The sequence below is a fragment of the Pseudomonas mercuritolerans genome, assembly GCF_025706525.1.
In the GTDB taxonomy this organism is placed as follows: domain Bacteria; phylum Pseudomonadota; class Gammaproteobacteria; order Pseudomonadales; family Pseudomonadaceae; genus Aquipseudomonas; species Aquipseudomonas mercuritolerans.
The window spans coordinates 31,445-51,196 of record NZ_JAMSHA010000008.1 but is presented as its reverse complement, the minus strand read 5'-3'; the positions used below and the strand labels follow the sequence as shown (position 1 = coordinate 51,196).

Below are 19,752 nucleotides of genomic sequence, written 5' to 3'. Positions count from 1 at the left end.
GTGGGATCGCTTTACGGCAACGTCTTACTTGATGCGCTGACCCGGCTTGGCGCCGCTGTCAGGGCTCAGCAGGTAGATCTCTTCACCGCCGGGACCTGCCGCCATCACCATGCCTTCGGAAATACCGAACTTCATTTTCCGTGGCTTGAGGTTGGCGATCATCATGGTCAGGCGACCGTCGAGCTTGGACGGGTCCGGGTAGGCGCTCTTGATCCCGGAGAACACGTTGCGTTGCTCGTCACCGATGTCGAGGGTCAGGCGCAGCAGCTTGTCGGCGCCTTCGACGTGTTCGGCCTTGACGATCAGAGCGACGCGCAAATCGATGGCAGCAAAGGCGTCGAAATCGATTTCCGGCGACAGCGGATCCTTGGCCAGTTCGCCATTGCCCGCCGGGGCGGCTGCGCCAGTGTCGGTCTGGCTGGCGGTCAGGTCTTCCTTGGAGGCGTCGGTCATGGCTTGCACTTTTACCGGGTCGATGCGGGTCATCAACGGCTTGAATTCGTTGAGCTGGTGATTGGCCAGCAGGGTGGTGTGGTCATTCCAGGTCAGCGGCGCGACGTTGAGGAACGCCTCGGCATCGGCGGCCAGCAGCGGCAGTACCGGTTTGAGGAAGATCACCAACTGGCGGAACAGGTTGATGCCGGTGGCGCAGATTGCCTGGACTTCATCCTGCTTGCCTTCCTGCTTGTTCAACGACCACGGCGCCTTGTCGGCGATCCACGCGTTGGCGCGGTCAGCCAGGGCCATGATTTCACGCATGGCGCGGGCAAAATCGCGGGCCTCGTAGGCGTCGGCAATGCTCGGCGCGGCGGCGAGGAAAGCCTCGGTCAGCTCCGGCGCGGCATTGTTGTCGACCAGCAGGCCGCCGTTGCCTTTGTGGATAAATCCGGCGCAACGGCTGGCGATGTTGACCACTTTGCCGACCAGGTCGGAGTTGACCTTCTGCACGAAGTCTTCGAGGTTCAGATCGAGGTCATCGACGCCACGGCCCAGCTTGGCTGCGTAGTAATAGCGCAGGTATTCCGGCGACAGATGATCCAGATAAGTGCGGGCCTTGATGAAGGTGCCGCGCGACTTGGACATTTTCTGACCATTGACGGTCAGGTAGCCGTGCACGTTGATGCCGGTCGGCTTGCGGTAGCCGGCGCCTTCGAGCATGGCTGGCCAGAACAGCGCGTGGAAATTGACGATGTCCTTGCCGATGAAGTGGTACAGCTCGGCAGTCGAATCCTTGCCCCAGAACGCGTCGAAGTCCAGCTCCGGCGTGCGGTTGCAGAGGTTCTTGAAGCTGGCCATGTAACCGATCGGCGCATCCAGCCACACGTAGAAATACTTGCCCGGTTCGCCCGGAATCTCGAAGCCGAAATACGGCGCATCGCGGGAAATGTCCCACTGCTGCAGGCCGGCGTCCAGCCATTCGGCGATCTTGTTGGCCACGGCGTCCTGCAGGGTGCCGCTGCGTGTCCAGGCCTGCAGCATTTGCTGGAAGTCCGGCAGCTTGAAGAAGAAGTGCTGGGAATCCTTGAGCACCGGGGTGGCGCCGGAGATCGCCGACTTCGGATCCTTCAGGTCAGTCGGTGCGTAGGTCGCGCCGCATTTTTCGCAGTTGTCGCCGTACTGGTCTTCGGTGCCGCATTTCGGGCAGGTGCCCTTGATGAAGCGGTCGGCCAGGAACATTTTCTTTTCCGGGTCGAAATACTGGGTGATCGAGCGCTGGGCGATGTGCCCGGCGTCACGCAGCTTGAGGTAGATCTGGCTCGACAGCTCACGGTTTTCTTCGGCGTGAGTGGAGTGGAAATTGTCGAAATCGACGAGGAAGTCGGCAAAGTCGGCGCTGTGTTCAGCCTGCACGTTGGCGATCAGTTGTTCCGGGGTGATGCCTTCCTTTTCCGCGCGCAGCATGATCGCCGAACCGTGGGCGTCGTCGGCGCAGACATAGATGCATTGGTTGCCGCGATGCTTCTGGAAGCGCACCCACATATCGGTCTGGATGTATTCCAGCATGTGGCCAAGGTGGATCGAACCATTGGCGTAGGGCAGGGCGCTGGTGACGAGGATCTTGCGTGGCTCGGACATGGGGCTTCGCTACTTGATGAAACGGAGGTCGGCCACTATAAAGCGCCGGCGCATATTTTTCACCCCTGCGCCACCGGGTACTTTGAGAGCTCGAGTGGTGAGGGGATTTATCCCCGTTCGGCTGCGCAGCAGTCGTGGATATCGTTACACACGCAGCTCCTGATGTACCGGGGGCGCAGGTTTTGGGGCGGCTTCGCCACCCAACGGGGATAAATCCCCTCACCACAGTGGCTTTTCAGCGCAAGTAATCTGTTCGCCTCAAATCGGTGTCCAGCGTACGATAGCCGCCATCTTTTCCAGTCTTGTTATCGGAGTTGCCCATGAGCGCCGTCACTCGCGCAGCGGTGGAAGCCGTCCTCAGCCAATACACCGACCCTTACCTGAACCAGGACCCGGTCAGCGCCGGTTGCGTGAAAAACATCGAGATCATCGGTGACCGCGTCAATGTGCAGCTGGAAATCGGCTACGCCGCCGGCTTGTTCAAGAGCGGTTGGGCGCAAATGCTGCAACTGGCTATCGAAAACCTCGAAGGTGTCACTGCGGCTAAAGTCGAGATCGCCAGCGTGATCGCCGCGCACAAGGCCCAGGCGCAGATTCCGGGGCTGGCCAACGTCAAGAACGTCGTCGCCGTCGCGTCCGGCAAGGGTGGCGTGGGCAAATCCACCACCGCTGCCAACCTCGCGCTGGCGCTGGCCCGCGAAGGCGCCAAAGTCGGCATCCTCGACGCCGATATCTACGGCCCGAGCCAGGGCATCATGTTCGGCATTCCCGAGCGCACCCGTCCTGAGGTCAAGGATCAGAAATGGTTCGTGCCGCTCAAGGCCCACGGCGTGGAAGTCATGTCGATGGCGTTCCTGACCGACGACAACACGCCGATGGTCTGGCGCGGGCCGATGGTTTCCGGGGCGCTGCTGCAACTGGTCACGCAAACTGCCTGGGGCGATCTGGATTATCTGGTCATCGACATGCCGCCAGGAACTGGCGACATCCAACTGACCCTGGCGCAGAAAGTCCCGGTGGCCGGTGCGGTGATCGTCACTACGCCGCAGGATCTGGCGCTGCTCGACGCACGCAAAGGCGTGGAGATGTTCCGCAAAGTCAACATTCCGGTGCTGGGCGTGGTGGAAAACATGGCCGTGCACATCTGCTCGAACTGCGGGCATGCCGAGCATCTGTTCGGTGAAGGTGGCGGCGAAAAACTGGCCACCCAGTACGGCGTCGAACTGCTGGCCTCACTGCCGCTGTCGATGCTGATCCGCGAACAGGCCGATGGCGGCAAGCCAACCGTCATCGCCGAGCCGGACAGCCAGATTGCCATGGTCTATCAGGAGCTGGCCCGTCACGTCGGCGCGCGCATTGTCTTGCAGGAAGCGGCCACGCCGGCGATGCCGAACATCACCATCAGCGACGATTGATCCATCAGCAGCGCTGAAAAACCTGTGGGAGCGAGCCTGCTCGCGAAAGCGGTAGATCAGACAACCAATGGGTTGAATGACACACCGCATTCGCGAGCAGGCTCGCTCCCACATTTGTTTCAGGGTGACAGTCAGATGCGCAACCCGCCATCCATCTCCAGAATCCGCCCGGTGTAGTAGTCGTTTTCGAAGATATACGCCGCCGAATGGGCGATCTCTTCCGGCTTGCCCATGCGCTTGAGCGGAATGCCCGACGTCATCTTCTCCAGCGCTTCCGGCTTCATGCCCAAAGTCATTTCGGTTTCGATGAAGCCCGGCGCAATGCCCGCGACGCGAATGCCGTAACGCGCCAGTTCCTTCGCCCAGGTTACGGTCGCTGCCGCTACGCCAGCCTTGGCGGCGGAATAGTTGGTCTGGCCGACGTTGCCCGCACGGGAGATCGAGGAAATATTGATGATCGCGCCGCTGTTCTTCAGCTCGACCATCTTCGCCGCGACTTCTCGGGTGCAAAGAAACACGCCGGTCAGGTTGACGTCGATCACTGCCTGCCACTGCGCCAGGCTCATCTTGGTCATCTCGCCGTCCTTGACCTTCAGCAGCAGACCATCGCGCAGGATCCCGGCGTTGTTGATCAGGCCGTGGATGGCGCCGAAGTCTTCGGCCACTTGCGCGACCATGTGCTCGACCTGTTCTTCACTGGCGACGTTGCACAGATAGCTGCGCGCTTCGACACCCTTGGCTTTGCAGGCGGCGACGGCGTCGTCGAGTTTTTCCTGATTCAGATCGACCAGGGCCAGTTTCGCGCCCTTGCCGGCGAAATACTCGGCCATGGAACGGCCCAAACCCTGGCAACCGCCAGTGATAATGATTACTTTGTCGTTGAGTTGCATTCGCATGTCCCGCTGGCAGGTCTGAGTTGTTTTTGTTGTCGGCAACGCTCGATCGGTACCGGTCAGGCCTGGTTGCACACGAACATTTGCCCGATGCGCGCCGGTTACTTTTCGCTGCGCGCCTGTCCGTTTTCTAGACGGAACCCATTTAAGGAGTCACAAATTGAGCGCTGAAGTGGCGAAGAATGCCCGAGAATTGCTTCTCAAGGAATACCGTGGAGTGCTGTCGACCCACTCCAAATCGATGCCGGGTTTTCCCTTTGGTTCGGTGGTGCCGTATTGCCTGGACGAGCAGGGCCGGCCGCTGATCCTGATCAGCCGCATCGCCCAGCACACGCATAACCTGCAGAAAGATCCGAAGTGTTCGATGCTGGTGGGCGAGCGCGAGGCCGACGATGTGCAGGCGGTCGGGCGGCTGACCTATCTGGCCCAAGCGCAGAAACTCGAAGACCCGGCAGCCATCGAGGCCGCCGCCGAACGCTATTACCGCTATTTCCCCGACTCGCAGAATTATCACCAGGCCCACGATTTCGATTTCTGGGTGCTCAATCCGGTGCGCCATCGCTACATCGGCGGCTTTGGTGCGATCCACTGGATCGACGATCTGACCCTGGCCAACCCGTTCGCCGGCAAGGCTGAAATCAGCATGGTCGAGCACATGAACAGCGATCACGCCAAAGCCATTGCCCATTACGTCGAGCTGGCCGGGCTGCCCAACAGCACGCCGGCGCAACTGGCCGGGATCGACAGCGAAGGCATGCACCTGCGCATCGGTCAGGCCGTCTATTGGTTGCCCTTCGCGGCGCCATGTAATACGCCGACACAAGTGCGCGAGGCCTTGGTTTCTCTGGCTCACGCCCATTCCTGGCCGAAAAAAGCGCAAAGTTAAGCTTGAATTCACGCAAGGGCGACGTCATCTAAGGCTTACTGCAAGGCATTTCTTGCGTTGAGGAAACTTTGATGCGCCCTTTTCTGTTGCTCTTTCTGCTGTTTCCAGTGCTGGAGCTGTTCGTATTCGTCAAAGTGGCAGGCTCTATCGGGTTCTTCCCGGCCCTGCTGCTGATCATTCTCGGCTCGGCGTTCGGTGTGTTCGTCCTGCGCGTCGCCGGTCTGGCCACCGCATTGCGTGCCCGGGAAAGTCTGAATCGCGGCGAATTGCCCGCGCAGACCATGCTCGAAGGCCTGATGCTGGCGTTGGCCGGTGGCCTGTTGATCATTCCCGGTTTCATCAGTGACGTGGTCGGTCTGGTGATGCTGTTGCCGGTCACCCGGCGTCTGCTGGCGAACAAGATGCGCCAGCGCGCCGAAGACCAGGCCATGCGCCAGCGCGCCTTCGCCGACGACCTGCAACCCCGCGGCGGCCCGGCCCCGCGCGAGCCGCTCGGTCGAGAGCCGAATGTGATCGAAGGCGAGTTCGAACATCGCGACAACAAGTGACATCAGCATCGACACGGCACCTTCGGGTGCCGTGCTCTTTTATGGCGCTTTTTTGCTGTGTGGCGATGAAAAATTTTTTCCATCAGCCCTTGTAATCGGCTTGTGCGCCCCTATGTATCGGTCACCGAAAGGTTTCCGGTATTCAAACCGGACAGACTTGCGCGGTTCGCTCGACGGACCGCAACCGGCGCAGGCCGGATTCGTTAAACCCGCCGGGACTACACCGGCCGATGAAAACCACAATTAGGAGAGATCGACAATGAAGCTTCGTCCTCTGCATGACCGCGTCGTCATCCGTCGCAGCGAAGAAGAAAAGAAAACCGCTGGCGGTATCGTCCTGCCAGGTTCGGCTGCTGAAAAAGCCAACCACGGTGTGATTCTCGCTGTAGGCCCGGGCAAAGCTCTGGAAAACGGTGAAGTGCGTGCACTGTCCGTGAAGGAAGGCGACAAGGTTGTGTTCGGTCCTTACTCCGGCAGCAACACTGTGAAAGTCGATGGCGAAGACCTGCTGGTAATGAGCGAGAACGAAATCCTCGCGGTTATCGAAGGCTGATATCCCCGTTCATTTTCCCGCTACTACAAAGTATTTAAGGAATATCGATCATGGCTGCTAAAGAAGTTAAGTTCGGCGATGCCGCCCGCTCCAAGATGCTCAAAGGCGTCAACGTTCTGGCTGACGCGGTAAAAGCGACCCTGGGCCCGAAAGGCCGTAACGTGATCCTCGAGAAGAGCTTCGGCGCTCCGACCATCACCAAGGACGGCGTTTCCGTCGCCAAAGAGATCGAACTCGAAGATCGCTTCGAAAACATGGGCGCGCAGCTGGTCAAAGACGTTGCCTCCCGTGCCAACGATGACGCTGGTGACGGTACTACCACCGCTACCGTTCTGGCTCAGTCGATCGTCAACGAAGGCCTGAAAGCCGTCGCTGCCGGCATGAACCCGATGGACCTGAAACGTGGCATCGACAAGGCGACCATCGCCATTGTCAAAGAGCTCAAAGCCCTGTCCAAGCCATGCGCTGACTTCAAAGCCATCGCTCAGGTCGGCACCATCTCGGCCAACTCCGACAACTCCATCGGCGACATCATTGCCGAAGCCATGGAAAAAGTCGGTAAAGAAGGCGTGATTACCGTTGAAGAAGGCTCGGGCCTGGAAAACGAACTGTCGGTTGTAGAAGGCATGCAGTTCGACCGTGGCTACCTGTCGCCATACTTCGTCAACAAGCCGGACACCATGGTTGCCGAGCTCGACGGCCCGCTGATCCTGCTGGTCGACAAGAAGATCTCGAACATCCGCGAAATGCTGCCAGTGCTGGAAGCCGTTGCCAAAGCCGGCCGCCCACTGCTGATCGTGGCCGAAGACGTTGAAGGCGAAGCCCTGGCGACTCTGGTTGTGAACAACATGCGTGGCATCGTCAAAGTCGCTGCCGTCAAGGCACCGGGCTTCGGCGACCGTCGCAAGGCCATGCTGCAGGACATCGCCGTTCTGACCGGCGGTACCGTTATCTCCGAAGAGATCGGTCTGAGCCTGGAAAGCACCACCCTGGAGCACCTGGGTAACGCCAAGCGCGTCACCCTGTCCAAGGAAAACACCATCATCGTTGACGGTGCTGGCGTACAGGCTGACATCGAAGGCCGTATCGCTCAGATCCGTGCCCAGGTTGCCGAAACTTCCTCGGACTACGACCGTGAAAAACTGCAAGAGCGTCTGGCCAAGCTGTCCGGCGGCGTTGCAGTGATCAAGGTTGGCGCTGGTTCCGAAGTTGAAATGAAAGAGAAGAAAGCCCGCGTTGAAGACGCCCTGCACGCAACCCGCGCAGCCGTTGAAGAAGGCGTGGTACCTGGCGGTGGCGTGGCGCTGATCCGTGCTCTGGAAGCACTGACCGAGCTGACCGGCGACAACGCTGACCAGAACGTCGGTATCGCTGTGCTGCGTCGCGCTGTTGAAGCGCCGCTGCGTCAGATCGCTGCCAACTCCGGTGACGAGCCAAGCGTAGTCGTCAACGAAGTGAAGAACGGCAAAGGTAACTTCGGTTACAACGCCGCTTCCGGCGAATACGGCGACATGATCGAAATGGGTATCCTGGACCCAACCAAGGTAACCCGTTCGGCTCTGCAAGCTGCAGCCTCCATCGGCGGTCTGATCCTGACCACCGAAGCAGCTGTTGCCGACGCACCGAAGAAAGAAGGTGCAGCTGGCGGCGGTATGCCAGACATGGGCGGCATGGGTGGCATGGGCGGCATGATGTAAGCCAGCCCTGGCCCTGTAACGCAAAACCCCGCTGGCGAAAGTCGGCGGGGTTTTTTATTGCCCCAATTTCGAAGCTCACTGGTATCCCCTGTGGGAGCGAGCCTGCTCGCGAAAGCGGTCTGTCATCCGACATGCAAGCCAGTTGAGCCGACAATTCGCGAGCAGGCTCGCTCCCACAGGTTGTTTATTTCAGGCATTGATCGGCTGTGTGTTCATCGCCGTCGAAGTCTTGCCAGCCGGGCGATACAGCACCCAGTAATAAGCCCCCAGACAGATCAGCCAGCAAAAAATCGCCGTCCACACGTTGTGCGAAAAGAAGTGCGCGCCCTGCATCATGCGGCTGATCGAGAACACCGAGCCCAGCGCAAAGGCAAACACAAATGCCTGCCGCGCCAGTCGCGGGCGGCGGTCGCGCAACACGAAGAACAAAGCAAACAACGTAAACCCGGTCGCCGCATGGCCACCCGGCCAGCAACGTCCCGGTTTGTCGGTGGCGGGGCGATGCTCCATCAGTTTGCTGTAGGTCTCGTGACCGCCGAATTGCTCCAGGCTCCACGGGCATTGCACGGCGGTGACGGCTTTGACCGGGGTGACAAACGAAGTCGCCAGCCCCAGCGACAGCACCAGGCAGCCCAGTTCGCGCTTGAACGGTTTCAGTCTTTCGATGAAAAACGCGCCGATGAAACCGAGGATGGCAAACACCGAGAAGCCGATCACCAGCTGTTTCGCCCGGTCATGCAGGATGTCTTCAAGAAAATAGCTGTGCCGCCCGATGAAGTCCCCGGCCACCGGGTCGTAGAACATCTGCGCCAGAACCATGTCCAGATCGGTCAGTTCGAGCAACAGCAGAATGATCGCCGCCGCTGCGGGAATGCCCAGACACAACCACCAGTTCAGCGGTCTTGAAGCGGGAAGGGCAGAGGTCGACACCATGGCAGGTTCCTTGGTCGATGAAGAGAGAGTGAAGGCGCAATCGCGCGGAGTCTGCGCGCGCTGGCGTCGGCGATTTGTTAACCGAAAGTGAAAAAAACGTCGCAGCGCGCGCAGTGCAGGTTTATCGAAAAACGCCCCTAGCCCTGAGCCACACTTGGCCGTAAGCTGCGCGGGCCAAGACGGCCGTTACCCCGTTCGGAGGAGATGTCCATGCGAATTCTGCTGGTCGAAGACAACCGTGACATCCTGGCCAATCTGGCCGATTACCTGGGCATGAAAGGCTATACCGTCGATTGCGCACAAGACGGCCTGTCCGGTCTGCATCTGGCGGCGACCGAGCATTACGACCTGATCGTGCTCGACATCATGCTGCCCGGCATCGACGGCTACACCTTGTGCAAACGCCTGCGTGAAGATGCCCGGCGCGACACGCCGGTGATCATGCTCACCGCCCGCGATCAACTCGACGACCGGCTGCAGGGCTTCAAGTCCGGCGCCGACGACTACCTGATCAAACCGTTCGCTCTGTCCGAACTGGCGGCGCGCGTCGAAGCGGTCATGCGCCGTGCTCAGGGCGGCGGTCGCCGGGCATTGCAGGTCGGCGACCTGAGCTACGACCTCGACACTCTCGAAGTGACCCGCGAAGGCAAGTTGCTCAAGCTCAACCCGGTCGGCCTCAAGCTGCTCGCAGTGCTGATGCAGAAGAGCCCGCACGTGCTGCGTCGGGAGATTCTCGAAGAAGCGCTGTGGGGCGATGACTGCCCGGACAGCGACAGCCTGCGCAGCCATGTTCACCAATTGCGCCAGGTGATCGACAAGCCATTCGCCAAGCCACTGCTGCACACCGTGCACGGTGTGGGTTATCGCTTGGCCGAGGGGCGAGATGGAGTTTAAGCAGAGTCTTTCCCAGCGGATCATCATCGCCTTTGCACTGATGAGTGCGCTGGTGGCTGGCGCCTTCGCCATGGGCATCGTCGCGACGGTGCACCTGGTGGAAGAGAAACTGATTTCTGCGGGGCTGGGCGGCGACCTGCAACGTCTGCTGCTGATGGACAACGTCTCCGACTGGAGCCACCGGCCCGAGCCGGATCAGCTGTTCTATTTCAGCGGCGGGCCAGGGGATTTCGACCTGCCCAAGGATCTGCGTCACCTCGATGCAGGTTTCCATGAGGTATTTCGCGAGCAGCTGTCCTATCACGCCATGGTCGAAGTGGTGGATGGTCGGCGTTATGTTTTGCTGCAGGATCAAAGCGATTTCGAAGAGCGCGAGCGCGTGCTGTTTGCTGTGGTGCTGGTCGGCTTCGTGCTCAGTCTGGCGCTGGCGGTGTTCCTTGGCTGGGTGCTCGCCCGCAAAGTGATGGCGCCGGTGGTGCGCCTGGCGCGGCAGGTCCGTCATCGCGACCAGTTGCTCGGCCTGGCGCCACCCTTGGCGCCGGATTACGCAGCGGATGAAGTCGGTGAGCTGGCGGTGGCATTCGATGCCACGCTGGGGCGCTTGCGTCAGGCGCTGACCCGCGAACGCCTGTTCACCAGTGACGTCAGCCATGAGCTGCGCACGCCGCTGATGGTCCTGGCCAGTTCCTGCGAACTGCTGCTGGAAAACCCCGGTATCGATCAGCGCGGTCGCGCGCAGGTCGAGCGCATTGCCCGGGCCAGCGAAGAGATGCGCGAACTGGTACAGACTTTCCTGATGCTGGCACGCACACAGAACGAAGAAGCCGCGGCGGCGCCGCAGCAGAATCTCACGCAAGTCGCCGAAAGCCTGTTGTGCCTGTGGCGTGAGCCGATCGAGCGCAAGGGCCTGACGCTGATGTTCGAGCCGGGCAACCCACCGGACACTCGCTACAACGCGACCTTGCTGAACGCGGTCATGGGCAATCTTCTGCGTAACGCGCTGCACTACACCGAACAGGGCTTCATTCGCCTGACCCTCACCGCCAACGGTTTTGTTGTCGAGGATTCGGGCGTGGGCATTCCCGAGGAAAAACGCGAGGCGATGTTCGAGCCCTTTGTACGCGGCAGCGAGAAACGTGGCGAAGGTCTCGGCCTGGGCTTGTCGCTGGTGCAACGCATCTGTGAAAACCAGGGATGGACGGTGAGCCTGAGCACGATGGAGCCCAATGGCTGCCGATTCGAGGTAGATCTTGGCGTGAATGCCGGCAAATAGTGGCTCGAGGCTACTCCCGTACAGCTGTCTGAATCCTGTATAACGTTGTAATAATTTGCGGATTTACCTGACAGAATTTTCACAATTGGATGACCTGACGCTGACAGGTCGCTGCTTAAGGTGGCGTCATCAGAACTCAGGAGTCCAGATGATGGCCGGCCCGATCAAGCTCGATTTTTCCGAAAAGTACGACGACCAACACGCACAACGATATCTGCGCAAGCATCAGGAAAGCCTTGGTCGCCGCCTGTCGCACTGGCGCGACGAGCAAGTGGGTCGCAAGGCCCTGGCGCTCGCGGGTGACCCCGGACTGGTGCTGGATCTGCCATGTGGTGCCGGGCGTTTCTGGCCAATGCTTGCGGAAAAGCCCAACCGGGTAATCATCGGTGCGGACAATTCCGAATCGATGATCAAGACCGCGTTGCGAGGGCAACCGGCCGAAGTGGTCAAGCGCGTGCAACCACTGCACACCTCGGCATTCGACATCGCTCTGCCGGATAACTCGGTCGACAGCATCTTTTGCATGCGTCTGCTGCACCACATCGGCGAGGCCGAGCACCGCCGGGTGATCCTGCGCGAGTTCGAGCGGGTGACCCGTGACAGTGTGATTGTTTCGTTGTGGGTCGACGGCAATTTCAAGGCCTGGAAGCGCAAGCGCGCCGAGCGGGAACGGCCGAGCCATGACTATCAGAATCGTTTTCTGATTCCGGCGGCGACGATCGAGAAAGAATTCGAACAGGCGGGTTTCCGCATTCAGGAACAACTGGACTTCATACCGCTCTATGCGATGTGGCGAGTTTACGTATTACGCAAGAGGTAGAGGATGGCAGTGCAAGCAGCGGTTGAAGCGAATGTCGCTCCCCAGGATCGTTTCGATCATTACTGGAACCAGCGCGGCGAATGGGTTGAAGAGCCCAATGTGCGCCGTGGTGGCGAAAGCGGGGTGCAGCGCATCGTCGACCGTGACGGTCAGCTGTTGTACGCCAAGCGCCAGACCGGGCACATCTATCGCAGCTGGCTTCACCCGTTCGGACGCCCCACCGTATTGCGTGAGCTCGACGCGCTGACCGGCGTGAGCAAGCTCGGTGTCCGCGTACCGCAAATCGTTTTCTGCGGCGCCCAGCCCGATCCTCAGCACAAGTGGCGCGCATTGCTGGTGACGAAGTCGCTGGACGGCTTCCAGGAACTGGAGCACTGGCTGGCCGCCGTCGGTGGTCGCGATCAATGTGACAACGTGGTTTACGAGCGAGTCCTCAAGGACCTCGCCGAAAACCTGGCGCGCATGCACAAGGGCCGCTGGCAACACAGCTGCATCTACATCAAGCATGTTTTCGTCCGGGTGACCGGTGAAGGCGAAGCGGCGCAGGTTGAAGTGGCGCTGATCGATCTGGAGAAGTGCCGTCAGCGTCTGACCGCCTATCGCGCCGCCCGACATGACATGAAGCAACTGCGTCGCCATTCGTCGTTCCGCGATGCCGACTGGAAAAAACTCGTCTACTTTTATGAGACGGCGTTTGGCAGCGCTATCAAAGGTTTATAGCGATGAAACTCGAAATTGCACGAGGTTTGTTCCTGGTTGGGGCCTTGGCAGTTGCTTCACTGGCGGTGGCTGCCTGGGAGCAGCCGCGCATGCAGGTCATAGGAGCGTCCGGGAACGACGCTCACTGCTCGGTTCCACGGGTGGCCAAGGCCTCCGTTGCGACCCAGCCCGATCATGATTTGCTGTTGTTCATGTTCGGCCTGTCCCAGGGAATGAGGCCAGCCAGTTGAAACGATTGAAGCCCAAATAAAAGGCCTCGCAGATGCGAGGCCTTTTTTATTCCACGACTTTCAAGATACATATCGCCCTCTGTGGGAGCGAGCCTGCTCGCGAAGGTGTGTCAGTCGACATCAATGCAGCTGAACTGCCGCATTCGCGAGCAGGCTCGCTCCCACAGGGAAATGGGCTTATCTGGCATCTGGCTTAGCAAGGAAGGTATAAACACACGGCAGCACGAACAATGTGAACAACGTGCCGATCGACATCCCCGTGGCAATCACCAGGCCGATATCAAAGCGGCTCACCGCTCCCGCACCGGTCGCCAGAATCAGCGGTACCATGCCGAACACCATCGCCGCCGTGGTCATCAGCACCGGACGCAAGCGAATCGCCGCCGCTTCCTCGACGGCCTCACGGGCGCTCAGGCCCTTGTCCTTGCGCAACTGGTTGGCGAACTCGACGATCAGGATCCCGTGCTTGCTGATCAGGCCGATCAGCGTCACCAGCCCGACCTGGGTGTAGATGTTCATGCTCGACCAGCCGAGGAACAACGGGATCAGCGCACCGCAAATCGACAGCGGCACCGTTACCAGAATCACCAGCGGATCGCGGAAGCTCTCGAACTGCGCAGCCAGCACCAGAAAGATGATCGCCAGCGCCAGCGCAAACGTGACCCACAATGCGCTGCCTTCCTGCACGTACTGCCGCGAGGCGCCGCCGTAGTCAAAGGCAAACCCGGCCGGTGCTTCTTCGCGGGCAATCTGCAGCACGGTGTCGATGGCTTCGCCCATGCTCACCAGCGGAAAGCCGGAAATCTTCGCCGCATTGAGCTGCTGGAACTGATTGAGCTGACGCGGTCGCGCGCGATCACTGACCTTGATCAAGGTCGACAGCGGCAACAATTCGCCCTGGGTGTTTTTCACGTAGTAATTGTTCAGCCAGTCCGGGTTGTCGCGGTAGGCCCGTTCAACCTGGGCGATGACCTTGTAGCTGCGCCCGTCGATGGTAAAGCGGTTGATCTCCGCTTCGCCAAGCAAGGTCGCCAGCGTGCCGCCGAGGTCGAGCATCGACACGCCCATCTGCGCGGCCTTGTCGCGGTCGATATCCACGACTACTTCCGGCTTGTCGAACGCCAGATCAAGGTCGACGAAAGCGAACTTGCCCGACTCCATCGCGCGCTTCTTGATGCGGTCGGCGACTTGCAGCAGCAGCTCGTAGTCATTGGCGGTGTTGACCACGAACTCGAAGGGCAGCCCTTCACCGGTGCCGGGCAGGGAAGGCAGGTTGAAACCGAAGATCTGCAAGCCGGGAATACTTTCCAGTTTGCTCTGCACCTCGGGGAGGATTTCCATCTGCGTGCGGCTGCGCTCGTTCCACGGCTTGAGCAGGAAACCGCCGATACCGGCCTGCACGCCGTTGTAGCCGTTGATCTGGAACGAAGAGTAGTACTCGGGAAACTCTTTGAAGATGGTGATGAATTCGTCGGTATAGGTGCTCAGGTAGTCGAGGTTGGTCGGCTGCGGCGCGCTGGCCATCATGAAAATGATGCCTTGATCCTCGTCCGGGGCCAGTTCTGACTTGGTGAACTTGAGAAACACCGGAATCAGGCACAGCACGATCACCGCGAACACCAGCACCACCGGCCGGGTGTTGAGCGTGCCGTGCAGCATGCTTTGATAACGGCGCTTGAGCCCTTCGAAAACACGATCGAGACGATGGGCCAGGCCGCTGGGATTCTCTTCGTGACGCAGCAGAAACGCGCACATCATCGGCGACAGGGTCAAGGCGACGACGCCAGAAATTACCACCGCACCGGCCAGAGTCAGGGCGAACTCCTTGAACAGCGCCCCGGTCAGCCCGGTGAGGAATCCGATCGGCGCATACACCGCCGCCAGAGTGATGGTCATCGACACCACCGGCATGGCAATTTCCCGCGCACCTTCCAGCGCTGCATCGAACGGCGTCTTGCCTTCCTCGATGTGCCGGTGGATGTTTTCCACCACGACAATCGCGTCGTCCACCACCAGACCGATGGCCAGCACCATCGCCAGCAGCGTCAGCAGGTTCATCGAGTAACCCATCATCTGCATGAAGAACATCACGCCGATCATCGACAGCGGAATGGTCACCACCGGGATCACTACCGAACGCAGAGCGCCGAGAAACAGGAACACCACGACGATAACGATCAGCACCGCTTCGAACAGGGTTTTCACCACTTCATCGATGGAGGCCTGAATGAACAATGTCGCGTCGTAGGCGATCTCGCTTTTCAGGTTCGGCGGCAGCTGCGCTTCCAGCTTGGGCATCAGCTTGCGCACTTCCTTGATCACGTCCAGCGGGTTGGCGCCGGGGGTGGCCTTGATGCCGATGTACACCGACGGCGTGCCGCCGAACGAACTGATCGAGTCGTAGTTTTCCGCGCCCATTTCCACCCGTGCGACATCGCGCAGCAGCACGCGGCTGTCACCATCGACCTTGAGCGGAATCGCCGCGAAGGCCTCGGCGGATTTCAGTTCGGTGTTGGCGTTGATGCTGGTGACGGTGTACTCGCCTTTCACTTCGCCGGCGGCGGAGAGAAAGTTGTACTGGCGCACTGCGGCGGTCACGTCGGCGGCGCTGAGGCCGAAGCCGGCGAGTTTCACCGGGTCGAGCCACAGACGCATGGCGAACACCTGATTGCCGAGAATTTCCGCTTCGGCCATGCCCGGCAGCGTCGCCAGTTTTGGCTGGATGACCCGCGACAGGTAGTCGGTGATTTGCGGGTTGCTCAGGTCCTTGCTGAAGAAACTGATGTACATCAGCGCCGAAGCGTCGGCGGATTCCTTGCTCAGCACCGGGTCTTCGGCGTCCTGCGGCAGCTTGTTCTTCACCTCGTTGGCCTTGGCCAGCAGTTCGGTGAACAAGCGGTCGGTGTTGGCACCGATGCGCGCATAAATTGAAATCACCGAGAAGTTCTGCCGGCTGACCGAGGTCATGTAATCGATGCCTTCGGCGCTGGCCAGACTCTGTTGCATCGGCTGGGTGATGTAGCCCTGAATGGTTTCGGCGTTGGCCCCGGGATAAGCCGTGGTCACCGTGATCAGGGCGTTTTCCATTTGCGGATACTGGCGCAGGGGCAGCTTGCTCCACGCCTGGAAGCCCAGCAGCACAATCAGCAGGCTGACCACGGTGGCGAGCACCGGGCGGCGGATGAACGGATCGGTAAAAGCCATGGGGATTCCTTGATCAGTCGGCGCGAGGCGGACTGTTCTGCTCGCCGAGGGTCTTGTCGTCGCTGATGGCGATGTGGGCACCGTTGTCCAGTTTGATCTGGCCCGCCGTTACCACTTGTTCGCCGCTCTGCACGCCCTTGTTGATCATCACCAGGCCATCGCGGCGTTCACCGGTCTCGACGAAACGACGTTCGGCGATCAGCAGCGGTTGGCCGTTGTCATCCTTGGCGACGCTGCCGTCCTCGGCCTTCTTCTGCCCGACCACATAAACCGAGTTGCCGTACAGGGTGTAGGTGATCGCGCTCTCCGGCACCACGATGTGCTTTTGCGGATCAGGCAGCAGCACTTCAAGGCTGGCGAACATGCCCGGCAGCAGCTTGCCGTCGGGGTTGGCCAGGGTGGCGCGGACGAGGATGTTTCGCGTGGTGCTTTCGACGATCGGGTTGATCGCGCTGATCTTGCCGGCAAAGTTCTGCCCCGGATAAGCGGCGACGGTGAACTGCACGGGCTGACCGATAGCGAGTTTCGGCACCGCTTGTTCCGGCACATAGAAGTCAGCGTAAAGGCTGCTCAAATCCTGCAACGTAGCGATTTTGGTACCGCTGGCCAGGTAGTCGCCGACGTCGACCTGGCGGATGCCGATGGTGCCGCTGAATGGCGCGAGGATGCGCTTTTTCGCCAGCGAAGCATTGAGCTGATTGACCGTGGCCTTGTTCTTCTGCAGCACGGCGGAGAGGCGGTCGTACTCGCCTTTGGAGATCGCGCGGCTGTCGACCAGTTGCGCGCCACGGCCGAAGTCCAGTTGCGCCAGGCCGAGGTCGGCGCGGGCGGTTTCCAGCAGAGCGGTTTCGACGGCGCTGTCGAGTTGCAGCAACGGCTGTCCGGCCTTGACCTTCTGCCCGGATTCGAATTTGAGTTCAGTGACGGTGCCGGCGACTTCCAGACTCAAGTCGACACCTTGCAGCGCCTTGAGCGAGCCGACGGTGGGCAGGCGCATCTGCCACGGCTGTTCGCCGGCAGTGGCCACGGCGACACTGATCGGCGGCTTGGGCCTGGAAAAGCCCTGGATCATCGTGTAGATCGAAAAGGCTTTGTATCCGCCCAGTACCAGGACGATCAGCAAAACAACACCCAACATGATCAGCATGCGGCGACGCAGCATATTTCCAGTTCCTTGGATAAATCATGAGACAGGCGGGCACATTACTCCGAGTCAGGTGGGGATTCCAACTGGCAGTTATTACGTGAAGGCCGGATATGAACCCTGTGGCGAGGGGATTTATCCCCGTTGGGCTGCGAAGCGGCCCCCTGAATCCTTCAGTCATACCGCAATTGCAGTTTTAAGGGCGGCTGCGCCACCCAACGGGGATAAATCCCCTCGCCACAGGACGGGGGGGCATCTCAAAAATGGGGGGGTATCAGGCCATCAGATGAAGATGGTTGTCCCAGAGCCCCGCCGGCAATTCCAGCGGCTTGGCCAGCAGCTGTTCCTGGCGGCAATCGTAGTAGCGGCAACGGCCCTGACCCGAGGTCACGACAAAGCCATCCTTCACCGCTCCGACCCCGGCGCAATCAGGCAAAGGCGCATCGAGGCGCAGTTCGCCGCTGTCCAGATCCCAGATAAAGAAACGATTGCCGCGCGGCGCCGTCAACGCGACCAGACGCAGGTCGCTGTGCACCGCGACGCTGGCGGTGTAGTGCCCCATCGCCTGCAACTGCTCTTCCGCTACCGGGAACGCCACGAACGCTTGCCCGGGGCGCTTGATCGCCAACAGCTCCGAGCGCTCGTGCGACGGCCCCATGAATTGCTGGCCGGCGACGATGGTGCCGTCACTGGCGATGCCCAGGTGGCGCACGCTGTTCATCTGCTGGGCGAGGGTTTCCTTGCTCAGTAATGTACCGTCGCGCTGCATCAGCACCAGGCTCGGTTCCATGGCGTTGAGGTTCATGTCGACGCGGCTTTCCGCCTCGGTGCGAATGCCGCCGTTGGCCACCACCAGCGTCTCACCGTCGGGCATCCACGACACCTGATGCGGGCCGAGGCCGTGGGTGGAGATCTCGCCCGAATGCACCAGCCGTTCGCCCTCGAACTTGTACACGCCGAGCAGGCCACGTCCGGGATCGCTCGTGTCGTTCTCGGTGGCGTACAGGTATTCACCATCCTTGTGCACCACGGCGTGGCCGTAAAAGTGCCGGTTCGGCTGGGAGGTCACGGTCTGCAGTAGCTTGCCGTCGCGCAGGTCGATCAGGTAACTCTCGGTACCCGGACGCCGTGCAACGAACAGCGCCAGCGGCTGCGTCGGGTGGTTGATGATGTCGTGGCAACGCTGGCCGACGTGGGTGGCGAACACCCGCGTACCGTCGAGCCGATAGCCGACGGCGTAATGCTTGCCGTCAGCATCGTCGCGCGCCGACAGCAACAGCGGGCTCTGATCCTTGCGTTTGAACAGCGTCCAGCCGCCCAGCGTCACTGCTCCCAGCAGTGCACTACCTAAAGTCAGAACCTGACGTCGCAGCATGGCACTTGCCCTCATCAGTCACCGTCGTTGGCGTTGAAGCCCAGTTGGATGCCCAGCGCCTTGGCCAGTTCGCCTTCGTGCAGGCGATGGACGACGTTGAGGCTGTCGTAGATGTCGTTGAGTTGCTGACGACCGGCGTCGTCTTCGAGCATTTCGCCCAGCGAGCGCTGGGTGCTGTCGAACAGCTTCAGCGACGCGGCATAGGCGGCGTCGATCTTGTCCGCCAACGGTTTCTGCTCCGCCGGCAGCAGACCGCGCAGGCCTTTGTTGTCGACGCCTTCCCACACGGTTTTGGCAGCGGCGAGGCTGGCTTCCAGCGCCGTCAGCGACGACTGGCTGCGCCACGCATCCGCCTGGAACGGCTGCGGCACGCCTTTGCTCTGACGGCCCATCGGCGTGCCGAGTTTTTTCTTCAGGGTATCCAGTGCAGTCACTTGTACGCGCAGCAGATCGGCGATCGCTTCGTGGGAGTCGGCGTAGCGCTGGTTGGGGAACTTGCTCATCTGCGCGAGCATGCCGTCGGTGTTGTTCCAGCCCTGCAGGATCTCTTCGGCCAGTTGCTTCTGGCGTTCGCCGATGGCGATCAGCAGCGGGCAGTATTTGGCTTTTTGCGCGTCGTTGGCGACGTCAGGCTTGGCGTCGAACAGGATGTATTCGTAAGCCGACAGGCCTTGCACCACGACGCTGGATTTGGCCAGTGCGGCGGCGTCGATCTGCGGCTGGGCGACGACCAGTTGCTCGACCTGACGGCCGACGAGGTTTTTCTTGTCCGGCCAGAACTGCACTTGCCACGAACGATTGCCCTCGGCCAGCGGACCGATCAGCAGCGGTTGCAGTTCGGCCCAGGCTTTCTGCGCGTGAAGGAAGTCGGCACGGGCAGTTTCCAGGCTTTCCTTGCCCTGGCAATAGGCGAGGGCGCTGACCGCCAGTTGCCGGTCGGCTTCGACCCAACGGGTGTAGGTCGGCAGGATCACCGATTTGGCGATCGCCGCCGAAGTGACCGCTTGTGGGTCCTGCGGCGAGCAGGCGCCGAGGGCGAGCGCGGCAAGGCTGGTGAACAGTAACTTGGGACGGAACATGTCGGGCTCCCG

Annotated in this window: 17 protein-coding genes; 10 read left to right on the top strand and 7 right to left on the bottom strand. The window is 60.6% G+C overall.

Annotation, left to right across the window (positions count from 1 at the left end):
* Nucleotides 1–24: 24 nt before the first annotated feature.
* Complete coding sequence (gene metG / locus ND528_RS21510) at nucleotides 25–2,076, bottom strand: methionine--tRNA ligase (RefSeq protein ID WP_071173428.1); 2,052 nt, start codon at nucleotides 2,074–2,076, stop codon at nucleotides 25–27.
* Between the two features lie 320 nt (nucleotides 2,077–2,396).
* On the opposite strand from metG, the gene apbC reads away from it, so the two are divergent.
* Nucleotides 2,397–3,491: an iron-sulfur cluster carrier protein ApbC gene (gene apbC / locus ND528_RS21505; protein WP_039758331.1), complete on the top strand. Its 1,095-nt coding sequence runs from the start codon at nucleotides 2,397–2,399 to the stop codon at nucleotides 3,489–3,491.
* 131 nt (nucleotides 3,492–3,622) lie between these two features.
* Here apbC and ND528_RS21495 read toward each other — a convergent pair whose 3' ends face one another.
* Nucleotides 3,623–4,381 (bottom strand): SDR family oxidoreductase, encoded by a 759-nt coding sequence (locus ND528_RS21495; RefSeq protein ID WP_263471202.1) that lies wholly within the window; start codon nucleotides 4,379–4,381, stop codon nucleotides 3,623–3,625.
* A 163-nt stretch (nucleotides 4,382–4,544) separates the two neighbouring features.
* On the opposite strand from ND528_RS21495, the gene ND528_RS21490 reads away from it, so the two are divergent.
* From ND528_RS21490 to groL, 4 genes are all read left to right on the top strand, one after another.
* On the top strand, nucleotides 4,545–5,270 hold the full coding sequence (locus ND528_RS21490; protein ID WP_263471201.1) for a HugZ family pyridoxamine 5'-phosphate oxidase: 726 nt from the start codon (nucleotides 4,545–4,547) through the stop codon (nucleotides 5,268–5,270).
* Between the two features lie 71 nt (nucleotides 5,271–5,341).
* Complete coding sequence (locus tag ND528_RS21485; RefSeq protein WP_137214053.1) at nucleotides 5,342–5,818, top strand: FxsA family protein; 477 nt, start codon at nucleotides 5,342–5,344, stop codon at nucleotides 5,816–5,818.
* A gap of 259 nt (nucleotides 5,819–6,077) precedes the next feature.
* Complete coding sequence (locus ND528_RS21480; RefSeq protein WP_007916610.1) at nucleotides 6,078–6,371, top strand: co-chaperone GroES; 294 nt, start codon at nucleotides 6,078–6,080, stop codon at nucleotides 6,369–6,371.
* A gap of 50 nt (nucleotides 6,372–6,421) precedes the next feature.
* On the top strand, nucleotides 6,422–8,068 hold the full coding sequence (groL, locus tag ND528_RS21475; protein ID WP_064365078.1) for a chaperonin GroEL: 1,647 nt from the start codon (nucleotides 6,422–6,424) through the stop codon (nucleotides 8,066–8,068).
* A 189-nt stretch (nucleotides 8,069–8,257) separates the two neighbouring features.
* Here the strand turns inward: groL and ND528_RS21470 are convergent, their stop codons facing one another.
* The gene (locus ND528_RS21470) at nucleotides 8,258–9,001 is read right to left on the bottom strand and encodes a phosphatase PAP2 family protein (RefSeq protein WP_024014149.1); all 744 of its coding nucleotides are present in this window, start codon (nucleotides 8,999–9,001) and stop codon (nucleotides 8,258–8,260) included.
* Between the two features lie 210 nt (nucleotides 9,002–9,211).
* Between ND528_RS21470 and colR the strand changes: the two genes are divergently transcribed.
* From colR to ND528_RS21445, 5 genes are all read left to right on the top strand, one after another.
* Nucleotides 9,212–9,895 carry a two-component system response regulator ColR gene (gene colR, locus ND528_RS21465; protein WP_016773421.1) on the top strand — a complete coding sequence of 228 codons (684 nt, stop codon included), beginning with the start codon at nucleotides 9,212–9,214 and terminating at the stop codon, nucleotides 9,893–9,895.
* The gene (locus ND528_RS21460; RefSeq protein ID WP_130912036.1) at nucleotides 9,885–11,168 is read left to right on the top strand and encodes a sensor histidine kinase; all 1,284 of its coding nucleotides are present in this window, start codon (nucleotides 9,885–9,887) and stop codon (nucleotides 11,166–11,168) included. Before colR ends, ND528_RS21460 begins: the two co-directional genes overlap by 11 nt.
* 151 nt (nucleotides 11,169–11,319) lie before the next feature.
* A complete protein-coding gene (locus tag ND528_RS21455; protein WP_212617053.1) occupies nucleotides 11,320–11,988 on the top strand; it encodes a class I SAM-dependent methyltransferase in 669 nt (222 codons plus the stop codon).
* Nucleotides 11,989–11,991: 3 nt separating this feature from the next.
* Nucleotides 11,992–12,708, top strand: a complete 717-nt coding sequence (locus ND528_RS21450; protein ID WP_130912038.1) for a lipopolysaccharide kinase InaA family protein — start codon at nucleotides 11,992–11,994, stop codon at nucleotides 12,706–12,708.
* Nucleotides 12,709–12,710: 2 nt separating this feature from the next.
* Nucleotides 12,711–12,938 carry a hypothetical protein gene (locus ND528_RS21445; protein WP_016773424.1) on the top strand — a complete coding sequence of 76 codons (228 nt, stop codon included), beginning with the start codon at nucleotides 12,711–12,713 and terminating at the stop codon, nucleotides 12,936–12,938.
* Nucleotides 12,939–13,115: 177 nt separating this feature from the next.
* Here ND528_RS21445 and ND528_RS21440 read toward each other — a convergent pair whose 3' ends face one another.
* From ND528_RS21440 to ND528_RS21425, 4 genes are all read right to left on the bottom strand, one after another.
* The gene (locus ND528_RS21440; RefSeq protein WP_263471200.1) at nucleotides 13,116–16,142 is read right to left on the bottom strand and encodes a multidrug efflux RND transporter permease subunit; all 3,027 of its coding nucleotides are present in this window, start codon (nucleotides 16,140–16,142) and stop codon (nucleotides 13,116–13,118) included.
* A 13-nt stretch (nucleotides 16,143–16,155) separates the two neighbouring features.
* Nucleotides 16,156–17,304 (bottom strand): efflux RND transporter periplasmic adaptor subunit, encoded by a 1,149-nt coding sequence (locus tag ND528_RS21435; RefSeq protein ID WP_263471199.1) that lies wholly within the window; start codon nucleotides 17,302–17,304, stop codon nucleotides 16,156–16,158.
* A 256-nt stretch (nucleotides 17,305–17,560) separates the two neighbouring features.
* A complete protein-coding gene (locus ND528_RS21430; RefSeq protein WP_263471198.1) occupies nucleotides 17,561–18,661 on the bottom strand; it encodes a DUF1513 domain-containing protein in 1,101 nt (366 codons plus the stop codon).
* Between the two features lie 14 nt (nucleotides 18,662–18,675).
* A complete protein-coding gene (locus ND528_RS21425) occupies nucleotides 18,676–19,740 on the bottom strand; it encodes an imelysin family protein (protein WP_024014143.1) in 1,065 nt (354 codons plus the stop codon).
* Nucleotides 19,741–19,752: the final 12 nt, after the last annotated feature.

Excerpts from the sequence above, each read along its gene's own strand:
- metG (WP_071173428.1), bottom strand. The coding sequence starts at position 2,076 with ATGTCCGAGCCACGCAAGATCCTCGTCACCAGCGCCCTGCCCTACGCC.
- apbC (WP_039758331.1), top strand. The coding sequence starts at position 2,397 with ATGAGCGCCGTCACTCGCGCAGCGGTGGAAGCCGTCCTCAGCCAATAC.
- ND528_RS21495 (WP_263471202.1), bottom strand. The coding sequence starts at position 4,381 with ATGCAACTCAACGACAAAGTAATCATTATCACTGGCGGTTGCCAGGGT.
- ND528_RS21485 (WP_137214053.1), top strand. The coding sequence starts at position 5,342 with ATGCGCCCTTTTCTGTTGCTCTTTCTGCTGTTTCCAGTGCTGGAGCTG.
- ND528_RS21480 (WP_007916610.1), top strand. The coding sequence starts at position 6,078 with ATGAAGCTTCGTCCTCTGCATGACCGCGTCGTCATCCGTCGCAGCGAA.
- groL (WP_064365078.1), top strand. The coding sequence starts at position 6,422 with ATGGCTGCTAAAGAAGTTAAGTTCGGCGATGCCGCCCGCTCCAAGATG.
- ND528_RS21470 (WP_024014149.1), bottom strand. The coding sequence starts at position 9,001 with ATGGTGTCGACCTCTGCCCTTCCCGCTTCAAGACCGCTGAACTGGTGG.
- colR (WP_016773421.1), top strand. The coding sequence starts at position 9,212 with ATGCGAATTCTGCTGGTCGAAGACAACCGTGACATCCTGGCCAATCTG.
- ND528_RS21460 (WP_130912036.1), top strand. The coding sequence starts at position 9,885 with ATGGAGTTTAAGCAGAGTCTTTCCCAGCGGATCATCATCGCCTTTGCA.
- ND528_RS21455 (WP_212617053.1), top strand. The coding sequence starts at position 11,320 with ATGGCCGGCCCGATCAAGCTCGATTTTTCCGAAAAGTACGACGACCAA.
- ND528_RS21450 (WP_130912038.1), top strand. The coding sequence starts at position 11,992 with ATGGCAGTGCAAGCAGCGGTTGAAGCGAATGTCGCTCCCCAGGATCGT.
- ND528_RS21445 (WP_016773424.1), top strand. The coding sequence starts at position 12,711 with ATGAAACTCGAAATTGCACGAGGTTTGTTCCTGGTTGGGGCCTTGGCA.
- ND528_RS21440 (WP_263471200.1), bottom strand. The coding sequence starts at position 16,142 with ATGGCTTTTACCGATCCGTTCATCCGCCGCCCGGTGCTCGCCACCGTG.
- ND528_RS21435 (WP_263471199.1), bottom strand. The coding sequence starts at position 17,304 with ATGCTGCGTCGCCGCATGCTGATCATGTTGGGTGTTGTTTTGCTGATC.
- ND528_RS21430 (WP_263471198.1), bottom strand. The coding sequence starts at position 18,661 with ATGCTGCGACGTCAGGTTCTGACTTTAGGTAGTGCACTGCTGGGAGCA.
- ND528_RS21425 (WP_024014143.1), bottom strand. The coding sequence starts at position 19,740 with ATGTTCCGTCCCAAGTTACTGTTCACCAGCCTTGCCGCGCTCGCCCTC.